This is a genomic window from Kitasatospora sp. NPDC033851 (genome assembly GCF_055576085.1).
In genome coordinates this window covers 1-12,247 of sequence record NZ_JBVIRL010000025.1, presented here as the reverse complement: position 1 = coordinate 12,247, position 12,247 = coordinate 1, and the positions used below count along the sequence as shown (strand labels likewise).

Annotated in this window: 18 protein-coding genes and 1 pseudogene; 14 read left to right on the top strand and 5 right to left on the bottom strand. The window is 72.8% G+C overall.

What is annotated here, in order from left to right; all coding sequences use genetic code 11:
* Positions 1–134 precede the first annotated feature (134 nt).
* The 11 genes from ACZ51D_RS34020 (at position 135) to ACZ51D_RS33970 (ending at position 7,123) form a co-directional block, all read left to right on the top strand.
* A complete protein-coding gene (locus ACZ51D_RS34020) occupies positions 135–581 on the top strand; it encodes an NUDIX domain-containing protein (protein WP_465664426.1) in 447 nt (148 codons plus the stop codon).
* A 146-nt stretch (positions 582–727) separates the two neighbouring features.
* Positions 728–1,162, top strand: a complete 435-nt coding sequence (locus ACZ51D_RS34015; RefSeq protein WP_465664425.1) for a RapZ C-terminal domain-containing protein — start codon at positions 728–730, stop codon at positions 1,160–1,162.
* Positions 1,159–1,578 carry an HIT family protein gene (locus tag ACZ51D_RS34010; protein ID WP_465664424.1) on the top strand — a complete coding sequence of 140 codons (420 nt, stop codon included), beginning with the start codon at positions 1,159–1,161 and terminating at the stop codon, positions 1,576–1,578. The genes ACZ51D_RS34015 and ACZ51D_RS34010 overlap by 4 nt, the downstream gene beginning before the upstream one ends.
* Positions 1,579–1,699: 121 nt before the next feature.
* Positions 1,700–2,197: a hypothetical protein gene (locus tag ACZ51D_RS34005; protein ID WP_465664423.1), complete on the top strand. Its 498-nt coding sequence runs from the start codon at positions 1,700–1,702 to the stop codon at positions 2,195–2,197.
* Positions 2,198–2,234: 37 nt separating this feature from the next.
* On the top strand, positions 2,235–2,840 hold the full coding sequence (locus ACZ51D_RS34000) for a hypothetical protein (RefSeq protein WP_465664422.1): 606 nt from the start codon (positions 2,235–2,237) through the stop codon (positions 2,838–2,840).
* Positions 2,841–2,953: 113 nt separating this feature from the next.
* The gene (locus ACZ51D_RS33995; protein WP_465664421.1) at positions 2,954–3,415 is read left to right on the top strand and encodes a Pycsar system effector family protein; all 462 of its coding nucleotides are present in this window, start codon (positions 2,954–2,956) and stop codon (positions 3,413–3,415) included.
* 32 nt (positions 3,416–3,447) lie between these two features.
* Positions 3,448–3,957, top strand: coding sequence for an AAA family ATPase (locus ACZ51D_RS33990; protein WP_465664420.1), 510 nt, complete (start codon positions 3,448–3,450; stop codon positions 3,955–3,957).
* A 113-nt stretch (positions 3,958–4,070) separates the two neighbouring features.
* Positions 4,071–4,313: a hypothetical protein gene (locus tag ACZ51D_RS33985; protein WP_465664419.1), complete on the top strand. Its 243-nt coding sequence runs from the start codon at positions 4,071–4,073 to the stop codon at positions 4,311–4,313.
* Between the two features lie 128 nt (positions 4,314–4,441).
* Positions 4,442–5,098 (top strand): OB-fold nucleic acid binding domain-containing protein, encoded by a 657-nt coding sequence (locus ACZ51D_RS33980; RefSeq protein WP_465664418.1) that lies wholly within the window; start codon positions 4,442–4,444, stop codon positions 5,096–5,098.
* 129 nt (positions 5,099–5,227) lie between these two features.
* Positions 5,228–5,980, top strand: coding sequence for a hypothetical protein (locus tag ACZ51D_RS33975; RefSeq protein WP_465664417.1), 753 nt, complete (start codon positions 5,228–5,230; stop codon positions 5,978–5,980).
* 699 nt (positions 5,981–6,679) lie between these two features.
* Positions 6,680–7,123, top strand: a complete 444-nt coding sequence (locus tag ACZ51D_RS33970) for a hypothetical protein (RefSeq protein WP_465664416.1) — start codon at positions 6,680–6,682, stop codon at positions 7,121–7,123.
* A 92-nt stretch (positions 7,124–7,215) separates the two neighbouring features.
* Here ACZ51D_RS33970 and ACZ51D_RS33965 read toward each other — a convergent pair whose 3' ends face one another.
* Complete coding sequence (locus ACZ51D_RS33965; protein WP_465664415.1) at positions 7,216–8,190, bottom strand: hypothetical protein; 975 nt, start codon at positions 8,188–8,190, stop codon at positions 7,216–7,218.
* Entirely contained in the window at positions 8,190–8,990 is an 801-nt protein-coding gene (locus tag ACZ51D_RS33960; protein WP_465664414.1) for a ParA family protein, read from the bottom strand. The genes ACZ51D_RS33965 and ACZ51D_RS33960 overlap by 1 nt, the downstream gene beginning before the upstream one ends.
* A 361-nt stretch (positions 8,991–9,351) precedes the next feature.
* Between ACZ51D_RS33960 and ACZ51D_RS33955 the strand changes: the two genes are divergently transcribed.
* Positions 9,352–9,489: a hypothetical protein gene (locus tag ACZ51D_RS33955; RefSeq protein WP_465664413.1), complete on the top strand. Its 138-nt coding sequence runs from the start codon at positions 9,352–9,354 to the stop codon at positions 9,487–9,489.
* A gap of 152 nt (positions 9,490–9,641) precedes the next feature.
* Here ACZ51D_RS33955 and ACZ51D_RS33950 read toward each other — a convergent pair whose 3' ends face one another.
* Together ACZ51D_RS33950 and ACZ51D_RS33945 are read right to left on the bottom strand one after the other, a co-directional pair.
* Complete coding sequence (locus tag ACZ51D_RS33950) at positions 9,642–10,196, bottom strand: hypothetical protein (RefSeq protein ID WP_465664412.1); 555 nt, start codon at positions 10,194–10,196, stop codon at positions 9,642–9,644.
* Between the two features lie 630 nt (positions 10,197–10,826).
* Entirely contained in the window at positions 10,827–11,003 is a 177-nt protein-coding gene (locus tag ACZ51D_RS33945) for a hypothetical protein (protein WP_465664411.1), read from the bottom strand.
* A gap of 204 nt (positions 11,004–11,207) precedes the next feature.
* On the opposite strand from ACZ51D_RS33945, the gene ACZ51D_RS33940 reads away from it, so the two are divergent.
* Together ACZ51D_RS33940 and ACZ51D_RS33935 are read left to right on the top strand one after the other, a co-directional pair.
* Positions 11,208–11,636, top strand: coding sequence for a hypothetical protein (locus tag ACZ51D_RS33940; RefSeq protein ID WP_465664410.1), 429 nt, complete (start codon positions 11,208–11,210; stop codon positions 11,634–11,636).
* A gap of 16 nt (positions 11,637–11,652) precedes the next feature.
* Positions 11,653–11,853, top strand: coding sequence for a hypothetical protein (locus tag ACZ51D_RS33935; protein WP_465664409.1), 201 nt, complete (start codon positions 11,653–11,655; stop codon positions 11,851–11,853).
* Between the two features lie 35 nt (positions 11,854–11,888).
* Here the strand turns inward: ACZ51D_RS33935 and ACZ51D_RS33930 are convergent.
* Positions 11,889–12,247, bottom strand: a pseudogene (locus ACZ51D_RS33930) (non-homologous end joining protein Ku); the annotation flags it as partial.

Below are 12,247 nucleotides of genomic sequence, written 5' to 3'. Positions count from 1 at the left end.
CGGCCCCGGCACCAACACCAGGACACCGATCCGAACGGGAGCAGCACCCCGTGAACCAGCACACCGAGCCCACCATGGTGCGCGGCGCGGCCGCCCGGCCGGGACCGCCCCAACAGCCGTCAGGAAGGGTTGAAATGACCGAGACCGTCGAGTCCATTCGCTACACCGCCGACGTGGTCGCCACCACCCCGGACGGCCGCGTCCTGCTGATCGAGCGGGGCTGGCCCCCGTACGAGGGCGCCTGGGCGCTGCCCGGCGGCCATGTCGACGCCGGCGAGACGAGCCGCCAGGCGGCAGCCCGGGAGCTGGCGGAGGAGACCGGCGTGCGGGTGGACGCCGCGGACCTGCTCCAGCTCGGCGCCTGGGACACCCCCGGCCGCGACCCCCGCGGCCGGTACGTCACCGTCGCCTACCTCGCCGTCGTCCCCGAAGACACCGCGACCACCGCCGGAGACGACGCCCGCACCGCCCGCTGGTGGCCGTCCGACCAGCTCCCGGAGCAGCTGGCGTTCGACCACGCCGCGATCCTCGCCACCGCCCTGCGCGGAGAACCGGCCCCCGGACCCGCCGCCGGGCGCTGACGCTGCCCACCACCGCGCCCGCCGCCGGGCGCTGACGCTGCCCACCACCGCGCCCGCCGCCCCCGCCACCCAGGCCGGGACGGCGGGCAGCGGTGGTGCGCGGCGCGGCCGTCCGGCCGGCACTGACCACCAGATCGGAGAACACGTTGAGCACGATCCCCACGGCGGACCAGCTCGCCGCCGCCACCTTCGAGATCACTACCTTCGGCACCCTCCACCAGGACCCGCCGCTCGGCGACGCCCTCACCGTCGATCTGACGACCGCTCTGAGGAACCCGCCGGAGGACCCCGCCGTGCGCGAGCAGATGATCCGCTCCACCGGCCTCGACCAGCACGTCCTCGACTACGTCCTGGCCACCCCCGGCGCCCGCGAGATCGCCGACCGCACGGTGCGCCGGGCCTTGGCCCAGCACGCCGCGCTGTCCGGCGAGACGGTCCGCATCCATGTCTATTGCCGCGGTGGCAGGCACCGCAGTGTCTCCTTGGGCCGGGAGGTCGGCCGGCTCCTCCAGGGCCTCGGCGCCGCCGTGACCGTGACGCACCGCCACGTCCACCTGCCCGTCGTGGAGACGAGCCGGTGACCGCGCCCACCGCGCAGAAGGCCGGTGGCGGGTGCGTGTTCTGCGCTATCGCCGCCGGCCTCGCGCCCGCCCAGGTCGTGGCCCGCTGGCCCGAGGCGCTCGCCATCGTCCCGCTGAACCCGGTCACCGACGGGCACCTGCTCGTCCTGCCGACCTGCCACGTCCCCGACGCCGCCTTCGACCCGGCCGTCACCGCCGTGACGATGCGCCGCGCCGCCGAGCTCGCCCAGGGCGCCGGCCCGGCGAACCTCATCACCAGCATCGGCCCCGAGGCGACCCAGTCCGTGGAGCACCTGCACATCCACCTGGTCCCCCGCCGGTCCTACGACGGCCTCCACCTTCCCTGGACCCTCCCCGCAGCCGTCGTCGCCGAGGCGCAGACCATCAGCGACGACCCCACCGGCGCCTGGACCTGACCCGCCTCCGGGCACTGACGCTGCCCACCACCGCGCCCGCCGCTCCGCCATCCAGGCCGGGACGGCGGGGGCGGTGGTGCGCGGCGCGGCCGTCCGGCCGGACCCCGACAGGAGGACCCCCGTGACCACCACGTCCACCCTGGCCGCCACCGCCTACGAGCCGTTCAACCAGCCCGGGAGAACCTTCCGCCAGGACAGCATCCTGGGCGAGGGCACCGACTGGGAGCTGGCCCGCCTCGCGCTCTCCGAGCGCAGCTTCGCCACCTACAAGGACGACCCGCGCGCCGACGAAGCCCAACGGATCGGCGAGCAGGTCACCGCCGAGGAAGCGCAGCGCGTCGACGCCTTCCTCGCGGCCGCCATCCAGGACACCGGCCACCTCGAGGCCGTCGCCGCCGCCGAGGAGCTCACCGGCGAGGACCGGGACTGGCTCATCGGCCAGCTGCGGCTGGCCTGGGACCGCCTGGACCGCCTGCACGACTGCCTCGACCGCTCCGGCAGCCTCCTGACCAACACCTACGCGGCGAGCAGCGTCGACTACGTCCGCTGGTCCCGCAAGCCGCAGGCCTTCTCGCCCCTGCTCGGTGGGCGCACCGGCCGCCCGACCACCGCCGGCTGACCAGAGACACGAACCCCAAGCAGGAAGAAGGAGAAGGATGAACAGCACCCTGTCCCCGGAGGAGCAGCTGGCGCTGGCCGTGGAGTTCCGCGTGCCGATCCCCCAGGGCCCGGTCGGCGGCTACGGCGAGATCGTCGTGCGCCGCGACGAGACCGGTACCGGCTGGGCGGTGACCGACGGCGCCCTGGTCGGCCTGCGGGCCTGGGCCGAAGGCGAGGACGGCGGCTGGCAGCCCGTCAGGGACATCGGCCGCGCCGCCGCCTACAAGCACACCCGGGAGCAGGCCCTGAGCCTGGCGCACCGGGTCGCCGAGTACGAGGCCATCAACCACCAGGTGCTGCTCGGTGTGATCGCCGACCCCCTCGGCCACGCCATCCGCACCCGGCAGTACACGATCACCTGCCCGCGCTGCCAGACACCCGGCGCCGAGGAGTACGGCGAGCCGGCCTGGAACAGCGACGACTACGCGGACTGCGCCCGCTGCCGCACCTGCGGTCTCGAATGGGCCCTCGACCCCGGGGCCGACGCCTCCTGCACCACCTGCGGCGGCAGCGGCATCCCGGGCGCCGGCCCCACCCGCACGCGCACCCCCAGCGGTTGGCAGTCCGTCCCGAACTGCGAGTGCCACGAGTCCGGGCTCTGACCCTGCCCACCACCGCGCCCCGCCCCCGGTGCCGGCCAGGCCCGGCGGCCGGGGCGCCGTGGTGAGCGGAGCCGGCGCCCGGCCGGACCCCGACAGGGAGGGAAGAAACCCCGATGGACACCACCACGCCGCTGACCGCGCTCGACCAGGCCCTCGACCGCGAACTGGCCGCCGTGAGCGCGGACATCGCGCGAACGGACAGCAAGGCATCGCTGCTGCTCGGCCTCACCGGCGTCCTCATCGCCGGCGTGGCCGCGCTCAGCAAGGCGCCCACGTCCGCGCTCGCCCTGGCCGCCGTCGGCATCGCCACCGCCGTCGCCTCCGCGCTGCTCTCGGTCCTGGTCGTCATGCCCAAGCTCGACCCGACCAGGTCCAACGGCTTCTCCCGCTGGGCCCGCTGCACCGACCCGGACGCACTTCGCGAGGCCCTGGCCGACGACGTCCGCCCCGCCCGCCTGCACGCCCTCAGCGTGCTGTGCGAGCGCAAGATGCGCCTCCTCCAGTGGGCGGCCCGCCTCGCGCTCGTCGCCGTCCTCACCGTCTCCGCTGCGGCACTCCTGTCCGCCGCCGTCTGACCACCCACCACCCCACCCCGGAGGCAACCCCCGTGACCACCACCCTCCCCACCGCCGAAGCCCGCACCCTCGACCCCGTCGAACCCGGCGACGTCGTCGTCATGATCGGCGCCAGCGCCTCGGGCAAGTCCACGGCGCTGCTCACCTTGCCAGCGCACCAGATCGTCAGCCTCGACCAGCTGCGCGCCGTCGCCTCCGAGCCCGGCGACCAGGCCGCGACGGCCGACGCCCTCCTCCTCCAGCACCAGATCCTGAGCATGCGGCTGCGCAGGGGGCTCACGACGTACATCGACAACGTGAGCTGCGAGAGTCACCACCGGCTCCAGCTGGTCGACCTCGCCCACGCCCACGGGCGCCGCACAGTCGCGGTCCTCACCGACGCCCCACTCGGCCTGTGCCTCGCACGGAACTCGGGCAGGCCCGACCACCAGCGGGTGCCGGAAGACGTCCTGCGCTACCAGCACCGCATGGCCCGCTCCGCCCGCGCCCTCCTTCTCCACGAAGGATTCGACGAGGTCCGCCACCACCGCACCGGGCACTGACGCTGCCCACCACCGCGCCCCGCTCACCCGGCCACCCAGGCCCGGCACGCGGGGCGCCGTGGTGAGCGGCGCGGCCGCCCGGCCGAACCCCGCCACACGCGCCCGGAGGACCGATGACCACCAACCCCGACCCCGCCGCCCCGCAGTACCGGGTGGACCTGTCCGACATCGAGGCCCTCGCCGCCCGATGGGCCGCCAGGCGCGACGGCCGCCCCATGCCGCCCCTGGACCAGGCCACCCGCCAGTCCCTCATCCGCGTCTACACCAGGGCCGCCGCCCTGGGCGCGGGCGCCAACCCGGCGGCCGCCCACGCAGCCCAGGAGCAGGCAGACCGGCTGCGCGCCGGACTGGACTGACCGTCGTCCCGGACGCTGACGCTGCCCACCGGACCCCCACCGCCACCCGGCCACCAGCCGGGCACGGGCCGGGTTCCGGTGAGCGGCGCGGCCGCCCGGCCGAGAACGAAGACTGCCTTGGAGAACACGTGATCATCGATCAGGCCCTCTGCACGACCCCGGCCCCGGCCCGCCTGACCGTCGCCGCCCTACGCGCCTCGGGCCGCACCGAGGGCGAGGTCCGGCTCGTCGGCACCATCACCCAGGCCCGCCAGCACACCAACCGGGCCGGCAACCAGTGGGCCACCCTCACGCTCACCGACACCACCGGGCAGATCGACCTCCGCGTCTTCCCGCGGACCTGGATGCCGCTGCGCGAGCGGCTCTTCGTCGAGGTCGGGCAGCCGGTTACGGCCACCGGCCGGATCAACGCCTCTGGCCGTGACCTGGTGGAGGTCTACTGCCACGACCTCAGCCCGGCCCCCGAGCAGGAGCTGACCGAGCCCACCGCCCCGGTGACCGTCCAGATGCTGATCGGCCGCCACGCCACGGCGCTGGCCGACCTGGCCGCGACCGACGAGCGCACCCCGCTCACCCTGGCGTCGTTCACCGCGCCGGTCCGCGACACCGCCCACCTTCTCCTGGACACCCGGCTCCACGAAACCGGCCGGCATCTCCTCGCGGCGGGCCAGTACCTGCGGGCCATCCCCGGGCATGACGGCGAGCGCCACCAGCTGCTCGAGTTCGCGGCCGCCCACCTCGCCCAGGCCCAGGACCTCGCCGACGACCCCACCACCCGCCCCTAACCCGCCGATTCACCGGGCATCGACGCTGCCCACCACCGCGCCCCGCCCACCGGCCACCCAGGTCCGGCGAGCGGGGCGCCGTGGTGAGCGGCGCTGGCCGGTACCCACCCGCTCCCCTGGAGGCACCTGATGACCGAGCAGACCACCCGCGCCCGCCTGCTGAGCACCGCCCTCGACACCGCCGACAACATCGCCATCGCCGCCGCCGCGGCCGCCGCCGGCCTCACCACCTACCGCACCCTCACCGGCCGCCCAGCCGAGACCCGCTTCACCCTCGCCGCGGCCGCCGCCGGCCTCGCCGCCTGCCTCGCCGACCAGACCACCACCGAGCTCCGCCGCCCGCTGCGCCACCGCCTCGGCGTCCCCGCCTACGGCTACGCCCCTGCCGCCGCTGCTCCCGCCCCGGCGCCGTCGAGGGAGCAGCTTGCCGCAGAGGTCGCCGCCGACGCCGCACACCGCGCGGCCACCGCAGCCCACCGCCTCGACCACAGCGGCGGCAGCCTGACCGAAGCCGCCAACTGGCTGGGCGCGGAGGACGGCACCGCGACGTGCGAGCTGCCCGGCGGCGCGCACCTGCTGTGCGTCCCCTCCCCCGCCGACCACGGGTACTGCAGCCGCTCCTACCTGTTCGTCCAGGGCGAGGAGAAGCCGCTCGAGGTCCGCAGCATCGGCGACCTGGTCGCGCTCCTGGACGGCCCGGCCACCGACACGGCGCAGCCCGCCGACAGCGAGGACGAGGATGGCGACCCGTGGACCACCCTCGGCCAAGGCCTCGCCATCGCCGAGCTGTGCCCCACCGCGGCCGCCGACGGCGAGGACCAGGCCGACGAGGACGACGACGTCGACCAGGAGGCCGAGGCCCACGCCGCCGGCCTGCTGTAGCAACCGCCCCGAGGCGGGCCGGCACTCCTCGAGGACCGACCCGCCGCCCACCGCACCTGACCGCTTGCCGCCAATCCGGCCCGGCCCGTACCCAAGCGGGCCGGGCCGACCCGTCGAAGGAGACACCGCAGATGACCACCACCCCCGCCCAGGCCGGCCGCCGCGGACTCTTCACCGCCGACCCCGACCAGCAGCTGCGCCCTGGCAACCCGGATAAGGCCTGGGAGCTGTGGCTCACCGGCCCCGGCACTCTGCTGGAGATGCCCGACCTCGTCACCGCGCTGATGGCCGCTGCCGAGCACAACGCCCTGGCCGCCGACCTGGACGACGGCTCCCCGATCCAGCCTGCCACCCACGCCCTGGTCCTCCACCACGGCGACGCTTGGCGCCGCGAGGGCGCGGCCCGCTCGGACGCCGGCATCGCCGTGTCCTCGCTTTGCTGGACCGCCCGCTGCTCGGTCTGCGGCGACCTGGTCGAGGACGAGTTCATCCCCCACCACGACACCCCCCCAGGCCGCCGCCGACGACGCCGTCGGCAGCCGCGAGTGGGGCGAGCTGCCCGACGACCGGCTCGTCTGCGACCGCACCGACGACGCCCACGACGACGCCCGCGCCCAGGCCCGCACCGAAGACACCCCCGAGCCGGACGACAACCAGCTCGCCCTCCTGTAGACCCCAGCCCACCCAGCGGAGGACCACATGCACCGACCTGTCATCGCCCCCCGCCCCGACAGCCCCGCCAGCCAGGCCGTCGGCTTCGACCTCGACGGCACCCTCACTGTCGATCAGGGCTGGCAGGGCGGCCGCATCGGCCTGCCCCAGCCCGGCGCCATCGAGGCGCTGCGCACCGTCGCGCAGCAGCGTGCCGTCTTCGTGTTCACGGCCCGGCCGAGTCGCTGGCTGCCTGAGATCGCGGACTGGGTCGCCTGGTACTCCGGCCTGCCGGCGTTTGTCGACCCTGACCCCGAGCGGGCCTATTACACCGCGGTCGGCGGCCCGATTCTGGTCACCAACACGAAGTTGGGTGCGGCCGCGTATGTTGACGACCGGGCCGTGCACCATGCCGGGGACTGGACCGACACCCTCGCCACCGTCAGCCGCGCGATCGGCCTGGACCGCGCAGGCGCTCTAGTCCCGGCCTGATCCCAGCGCAGCAAAGGGCCCGCCTTCCTCGGTTTGACGCCGAGAGAGGCGGGCCTTCTTGCGTTCTGGGCGAGGATGCGACTGCCCTCGGATCAGTCGACGATCTCCGCATCCACCGGCGCGGACGCGACTGCCGCCGCGGCCGTCTTCTTGGCGGCCGCCAGGCGCTTCGCGAAGCGCTGCAGTTCGGCGTCGAGGTCCTCCAGGTGTTGATGGGCTGCGGCCGGGTCGGCCTCCACTGCGGACTTCAGCGCGCGAGGAGCGATGAGCGAAGCCACGCGCTCCCGCAACACGGATGCCGACCGGCTCAGGTCACGCAGCTGTGCGACGCCCGGCTGCCCTCCGGTGTCGGGGTCAGAAATTTCTGACCTCTGTTCGTGGGGGGCGGGGTCAGAAATTTCTGACCCCGACTTCTGGCCGGGAATGGAAGGCGCCGTCAGCTCTTCGGCGAGTTCGACAAGCCTGGCGGCGGTTGGGCGCTTCTTGCCCTGTTCGGCCGCTTCGGCGATACCCAGTTCGACCACGGTGCGGGCCGTCTTCAGGTCGTGCGAGGAAATGACCGCCGCCACTGCCTTGCGGGCCGAGGCGCGGCTCAGGTGCTGGGAGAGTTCAGGCCCGAGCTCCGCGACAGCCCGCGTCCGGGCGGCGTCCTGCATCAGCTCGAAGACGTACTTCTCGTCGACGTCCAGGACTCCGCCAGCCCACACTGCGAAGTTCGTGTGGCCGGCGACCACGTGCAGTTCCCGGTGCTGCGCGATCTCCAGCAGGATGCCCTTGTTGAGTATCACGAAGTCCTCGGCGCGCCGCCCGAGGCCGTCGATCTCGACCAGTCGGTCGGTGACGTAGGCGAGCTGCTCCTCTGGAGTGCCCGTGATGTCCTCTGCGGTGAGCACCCGGCCGCCCGCGAATACGCTCGGCGAGTCCTGGGTGCCCACAATCGCAGGGAGCGCCGAGGGGGCGGTTTGCTGTGCCGCCTGCTGGAGCTTGGCCGGCACCGCCGGATCCACGGCGGAGTCCGGCGCCTTCTTCAGTCGGTTCGTGCCGGCTGCGATCAACTTGTTGCCCATCAGGGTGTCACTCCCGCCGCGGTGAGGATTCGGTCATAGGCATCCGCAAGGGACTGAGCCTCCTTGCCGGAGGTCGCGGTGATCGGCACGCAGGCGAATCGCGTCTGCTGGCGCACCGCGTGCCGGGGGATTGCAAGATCGTCGCGGTACAGCTCCCCATACGTTTCCGCCAGATACTCCCCTATGGCGTCCTTCAGGGTGCTCCGCCCGCCGGGGACGATAGAGGGGACGATGCCCACCACCTCAAGGTCCGGGTTCATGCCGAGATCCTTGACCAGCTTGATGGTCGCCAGGGCCTCCTTGGCGCCGATCCGTCCGTCCTCGTCAAGGGTCGCCGGGATGACAACCTTCTTTGCCGCTACGAGGGCCGAGGTGACGAGCTTGCCGCCCGCGCGTGGCGGCAGGTCGAGAATGCCGATCGATCCGGGCTTTATGGCCCCCTTCAGGGCGAGCCGCAGGCGGAACTCGAGCCCCACGGCCATGTTGTCCGTCTCGCGGTTCGCCAGGGCGCGCTCCGCCGCAATCACCTGGACTCCCGGCCATGCGTCGGACGCCGGGGCGAACGCCTCGGCCGCCAGCCCGGTCTCACCTTGCGGGTCGAGTGCGAGCAGGTCGTTCATCGTGAAGGCCGGCGCCTCCTCCTCGGAGATGCCCAGCTCGGCGGTGAATGTTCCCCGGGGATCAAGGTCCCCGGCGACAACGTCCAGCCCTCGCCTGCGGGCCGCAGCCGTCAGCCCGGCCGCCAGGGCGCTCTTGCCGACGCCGCCCTTCTCGCTGTAGACCGCGATCACTTCGCTCATGCCCGGCCCCTCTGACCGTCAAAAATCCGATACACGGAAGGCAGGCTATCCGGAGCAGCAGGCCGCAGAGGACGCGGCATGCGGGCCACGGCGACCGCGCAGGGCACCAACGCCTCGTGCCGACCTTCGCCGCCCGCCCCTGTTTATGCCCGGGGGACCGGGCGCCGGTCCGCCAGTCCCCGCCGCTCTCATGATGGCGTCGGTGCGTAGATCAAGCGCAGAGAGACATCTCAGGGTGTCTCATTGCGATACTCCTCATGTCTGCGTGCCGGCCCAAGGAAGCGGCGGCAGGAGCCTGGGATGCAAGGGCCAGAACCCGCTGCGGCCGTTCCAGCCCACCACCGCACCGTCTTCACGGAATGTGTGCCTGATCCCACGGCACCAGTCGCCGGCCCCAGAGCGGGTCTTCCCGTACCTGCTGCCCGACGGGGAGTTCGTCCCGTTCATCCGGCTCGCACAGCGGGGCCTGGAGCAGCAGACTGCCGTCCCCGCCGCGTAGGTGCTGTGACCTGACCGACCAACGGGCCCGGGGTAAGAAATTTCTTACCCTGGGCCTTGTTGTCAACGTTTGTGGCCCCGGCCGTACCTGGTTCAGCGCATGCGCGACCCGGCGATGGGGCTAAGCCGCGCGGCTGTGGGGCCTGTTCCGCTTCATGCAGGGGTCGGCATGTGGTTGAGTACCTGGCTGACTGCGAGGGCTGCCTCTCGGAGGTTGTCAGGCAAGTAGTTGAGCGCGTCCGGGTCTTCGGGGTTGTGGTAGAGCGCTGCGAGGGCTACCTCGAACCGATCACGGGCCAGGGAGCATTCCCCCGAAGCCGTGTCGCGGCCGGCCTCGCACCAGGTGCTGTCTTCGAGGTAGGGGTCAGGCGAGTCTACGAGCCCGGCGAACATCTCCCTGGCGGACTCGGTCATCAGGGCGGGCAGTGCGCTCTGCGGGGTCTGGAGGTATCGGGCGATCGCTGCGGAACTGAGACCCGTGCTCTGCATGTGGGCCGCGAGTACACCCAGCGCCAATCGCTGGTATTCGGTCGCATCGGACAGGGCGTAGCCGACCAGGCGGTACCACTCCATGATGGACGGGGCTTCGGAGCAGTCGCGGCTTGCTTCGAGAGCGCGGTGCAGGTGCTTCATCGTGTTGAGTGCGACGAAGTCCAAGAGGTTGGTCAGGGCATCAGGAACGGGGCGTCCGTTCGGCGAGGGGATCACGCCAGCGAACGCTATGTGCGCAGGCCGGGCGACTCGGGACGGCGCGGCGCGCGGTGGTCCGATCGAGCGGTTCCTCTCCGCTGGATTGACCCCAGGGAGCCGCCCGGTCGACGCGACACCGGATCCGTAGCTAGGGCCTTGCAGGGCCTGCCGAAGACCACCTTCGTGCTCCTGCCCGGACCTGCAGGCCGGGCAGGAGCACTCGCCGTCCACCGGCAAGAACTACGTCTCTTTCTATGTCGAGCTCGACGGCGAGAGCCGGCACGGCGCGTACTTCGAGCGCGGCCACTTGGTGTTGCGGGATGGTGACGCGGACGTCTGGGCAGATACGGCGGCCTGGTTCCTCGGCCTCCTGCCCGCTGATGCAAGAACGGTGGCCATGATCGAATCGGATCCGGACAGCCTGCGAACCATCCCGCCTGGCGCTGACGCCTCAGACCACCGCGAGCTCCCAGTCGCTCGTTCGACGTCGAGTAACCGCATACTCGAGGTCCATCCGTACGACACACGCCCGCACGACGCCGTCCCACGTTGTCCGTTCCGCGACCGTTTCGCGCCGCTGCCGGGCTGTCTGCTGTTCGTCCGCGCTGTCCCTGGGCCCGGTCTACAGCGGGCGCCGCTGATGTTCTGTCACCGCCCCAGCATTCCGGGGGCCCGGCCCGCGCCGTCGCCTCCGGCGGACCGCCTGCCCCGGCCGGGCCGGTTGTGGTAGGCAGGGCAGTCGAGCAGCGAGGAGGCCTTCATGACGACCACCACGGCCGAGGGGCCGCCCACCGGAGACGCCGCCCAGCTATGGCGGGTGGGCATCGACACGGTGTACGTCCCCCACACGACGTGGACCTACGACGACACCAACGAGCCCTGGGCGCTCCACGGCGAGCGGGTGTTCCCTGCGACTGCCGGAACCAGCGTCTGCTCGCGCACGGACGCTGGACGGACGAGCTGGAGCTGCTGTGCGGCGCCTGTGGGAGCCGGCACCGGCCGTGGACGGGCGACGCCGGCATCGACGCCATGCGGACAGTGATCAGGACGGCCGCCGCGTCCGAGGAGGAGCCGTCCCGCTCGGGCCTGGCCGACGACGTCGCCTCGCGCGCGCTGGCGGCGCTCAGCAGCGGGGCGTGGACTCCCACCCGGTGGGCCGACCACGACGCCGCCCGCCTCATCGTCCGCGACGCTGGCGCCGCCGACGGTCAGCTCACCGCCGAGGTCCTGCGCATCGCCGCCGGCTACGCGGGCCCCAACCGGCGCAGCCACACCCGGACCTGGGTCGACACGGTCGCGTACACCTACGCGGCGCTCCTCAGGCCCGCCACCGAGGCCGAGGCGGCCACCGCCGGGCCCGCTCTGCTCGACGTCGCGCGCGCCGTCAGCGCGTTCGAGCAGGAGTGGTTGCCGACTGAGCCAGCGGACAGGGAGGAGCTCCCTCCCCTTCCCCGGTGAGGGCGCGCCGGTCACCGTGCGCGAGAGCGCGTTCCTGGCCACCGGCTCGTTCCGGCTCCGGCTGGTCATCGTTGCGGGCGAACTGCTCGCCGACGTGGCCCTGCACACGGGCCCTGCCCGGCTGCAGGCTCGGCTGCTGCTGGAGCCGGACGGGCACCGATGGCCAGGGCTGCCGCGGCCGCGAGCGGTGGGATCCGTACAGGCCGCTGCTCGCTGACCCGAACCGGTCGACCTGCGTTACGGGATGCGCGATCAGGACGCAGAGCGCAGCCGCCTTCCCGGAGTGGCCTTCTCCACGGCCTTCTGGAGTTCGTCGCGGCTCATCGTCGAGCGGTGGGCGATGTCGAGGTCGGTGGCGCGCTGGTAGAGCTCGGCCTTGGTGAGTTGGGACAGCTGCCGCTTCCCTGTGGCGCTGCTGCGCTTGGCCGTGGACTTGGCGGCGGTCTTGGTGGAGGTGCTCTTCTTGCCGCCGGTCTGCTTGGGGGATCCGCTGGCACGGGCGGCCTGGGCCCGGCCGGTGGACTTCTTCGGGCCCTCGGTCGTCTCGCCCTTGCGGGCGGTCTCGAGGCTGCGGCGCAGCATGTCCATGAGGTCGACGACGTTGGTGGCCT

Bases quoted from the DNA above. Each gene is read 5' to 3' on its own strand.
- ACZ51D_RS34020 (WP_465664426.1), top strand. From the start codon at position 135: ATGACCGAGACCGTCGAGTCCATTCGCTACACCGCCGACGTGGTCGCC.
- ACZ51D_RS34000 (WP_465664422.1), top strand. From the start codon at position 2,235: ATGAACAGCACCCTGTCCCCGGAGGAGCAGCTGGCGCTGGCCGTGGAG.
- ACZ51D_RS33995 (WP_465664421.1), top strand. From the start codon at position 2,954: ATGGACACCACCACGCCGCTGACCGCGCTCGACCAGGCCCTCGACCGC.
- ACZ51D_RS33985 (WP_465664419.1), top strand. From the start codon at position 4,071: ATGACCACCAACCCCGACCCCGCCGCCCCGCAGTACCGGGTGGACCTG.
- ACZ51D_RS33975 (WP_465664417.1), top strand. From the start codon at position 5,228: ATGACCGAGCAGACCACCCGCGCCCGCCTGCTGAGCACCGCCCTCGAC.
- ACZ51D_RS33970 (WP_465664416.1), top strand. From the start codon at position 6,680: ATGCACCGACCTGTCATCGCCCCCCGCCCCGACAGCCCCGCCAGCCAG.
- ACZ51D_RS33965 (WP_465664415.1), bottom strand. From the start codon at position 8,190: ATGGGCAACAAGTTGATCGCAGCCGGCACGAACCGACTGAAGAAGGCG.
- ACZ51D_RS33960 (WP_465664414.1), bottom strand. From the start codon at position 8,990: ATGAGCGAAGTGATCGCGGTCTACAGCGAGAAGGGCGGCGTCGGCAAG.
- ACZ51D_RS33945 (WP_465664411.1), bottom strand. From the start codon at position 11,003: ATGCCCACCCGCCATAGCTGGGCGGCGTCTCCGGTGGGCGGCCCCTCG.
- ACZ51D_RS33940 (WP_465664410.1), top strand. From the start codon at position 11,208: ATGCGGACAGTGATCAGGACGGCCGCCGCGTCCGAGGAGGAGCCGTCC.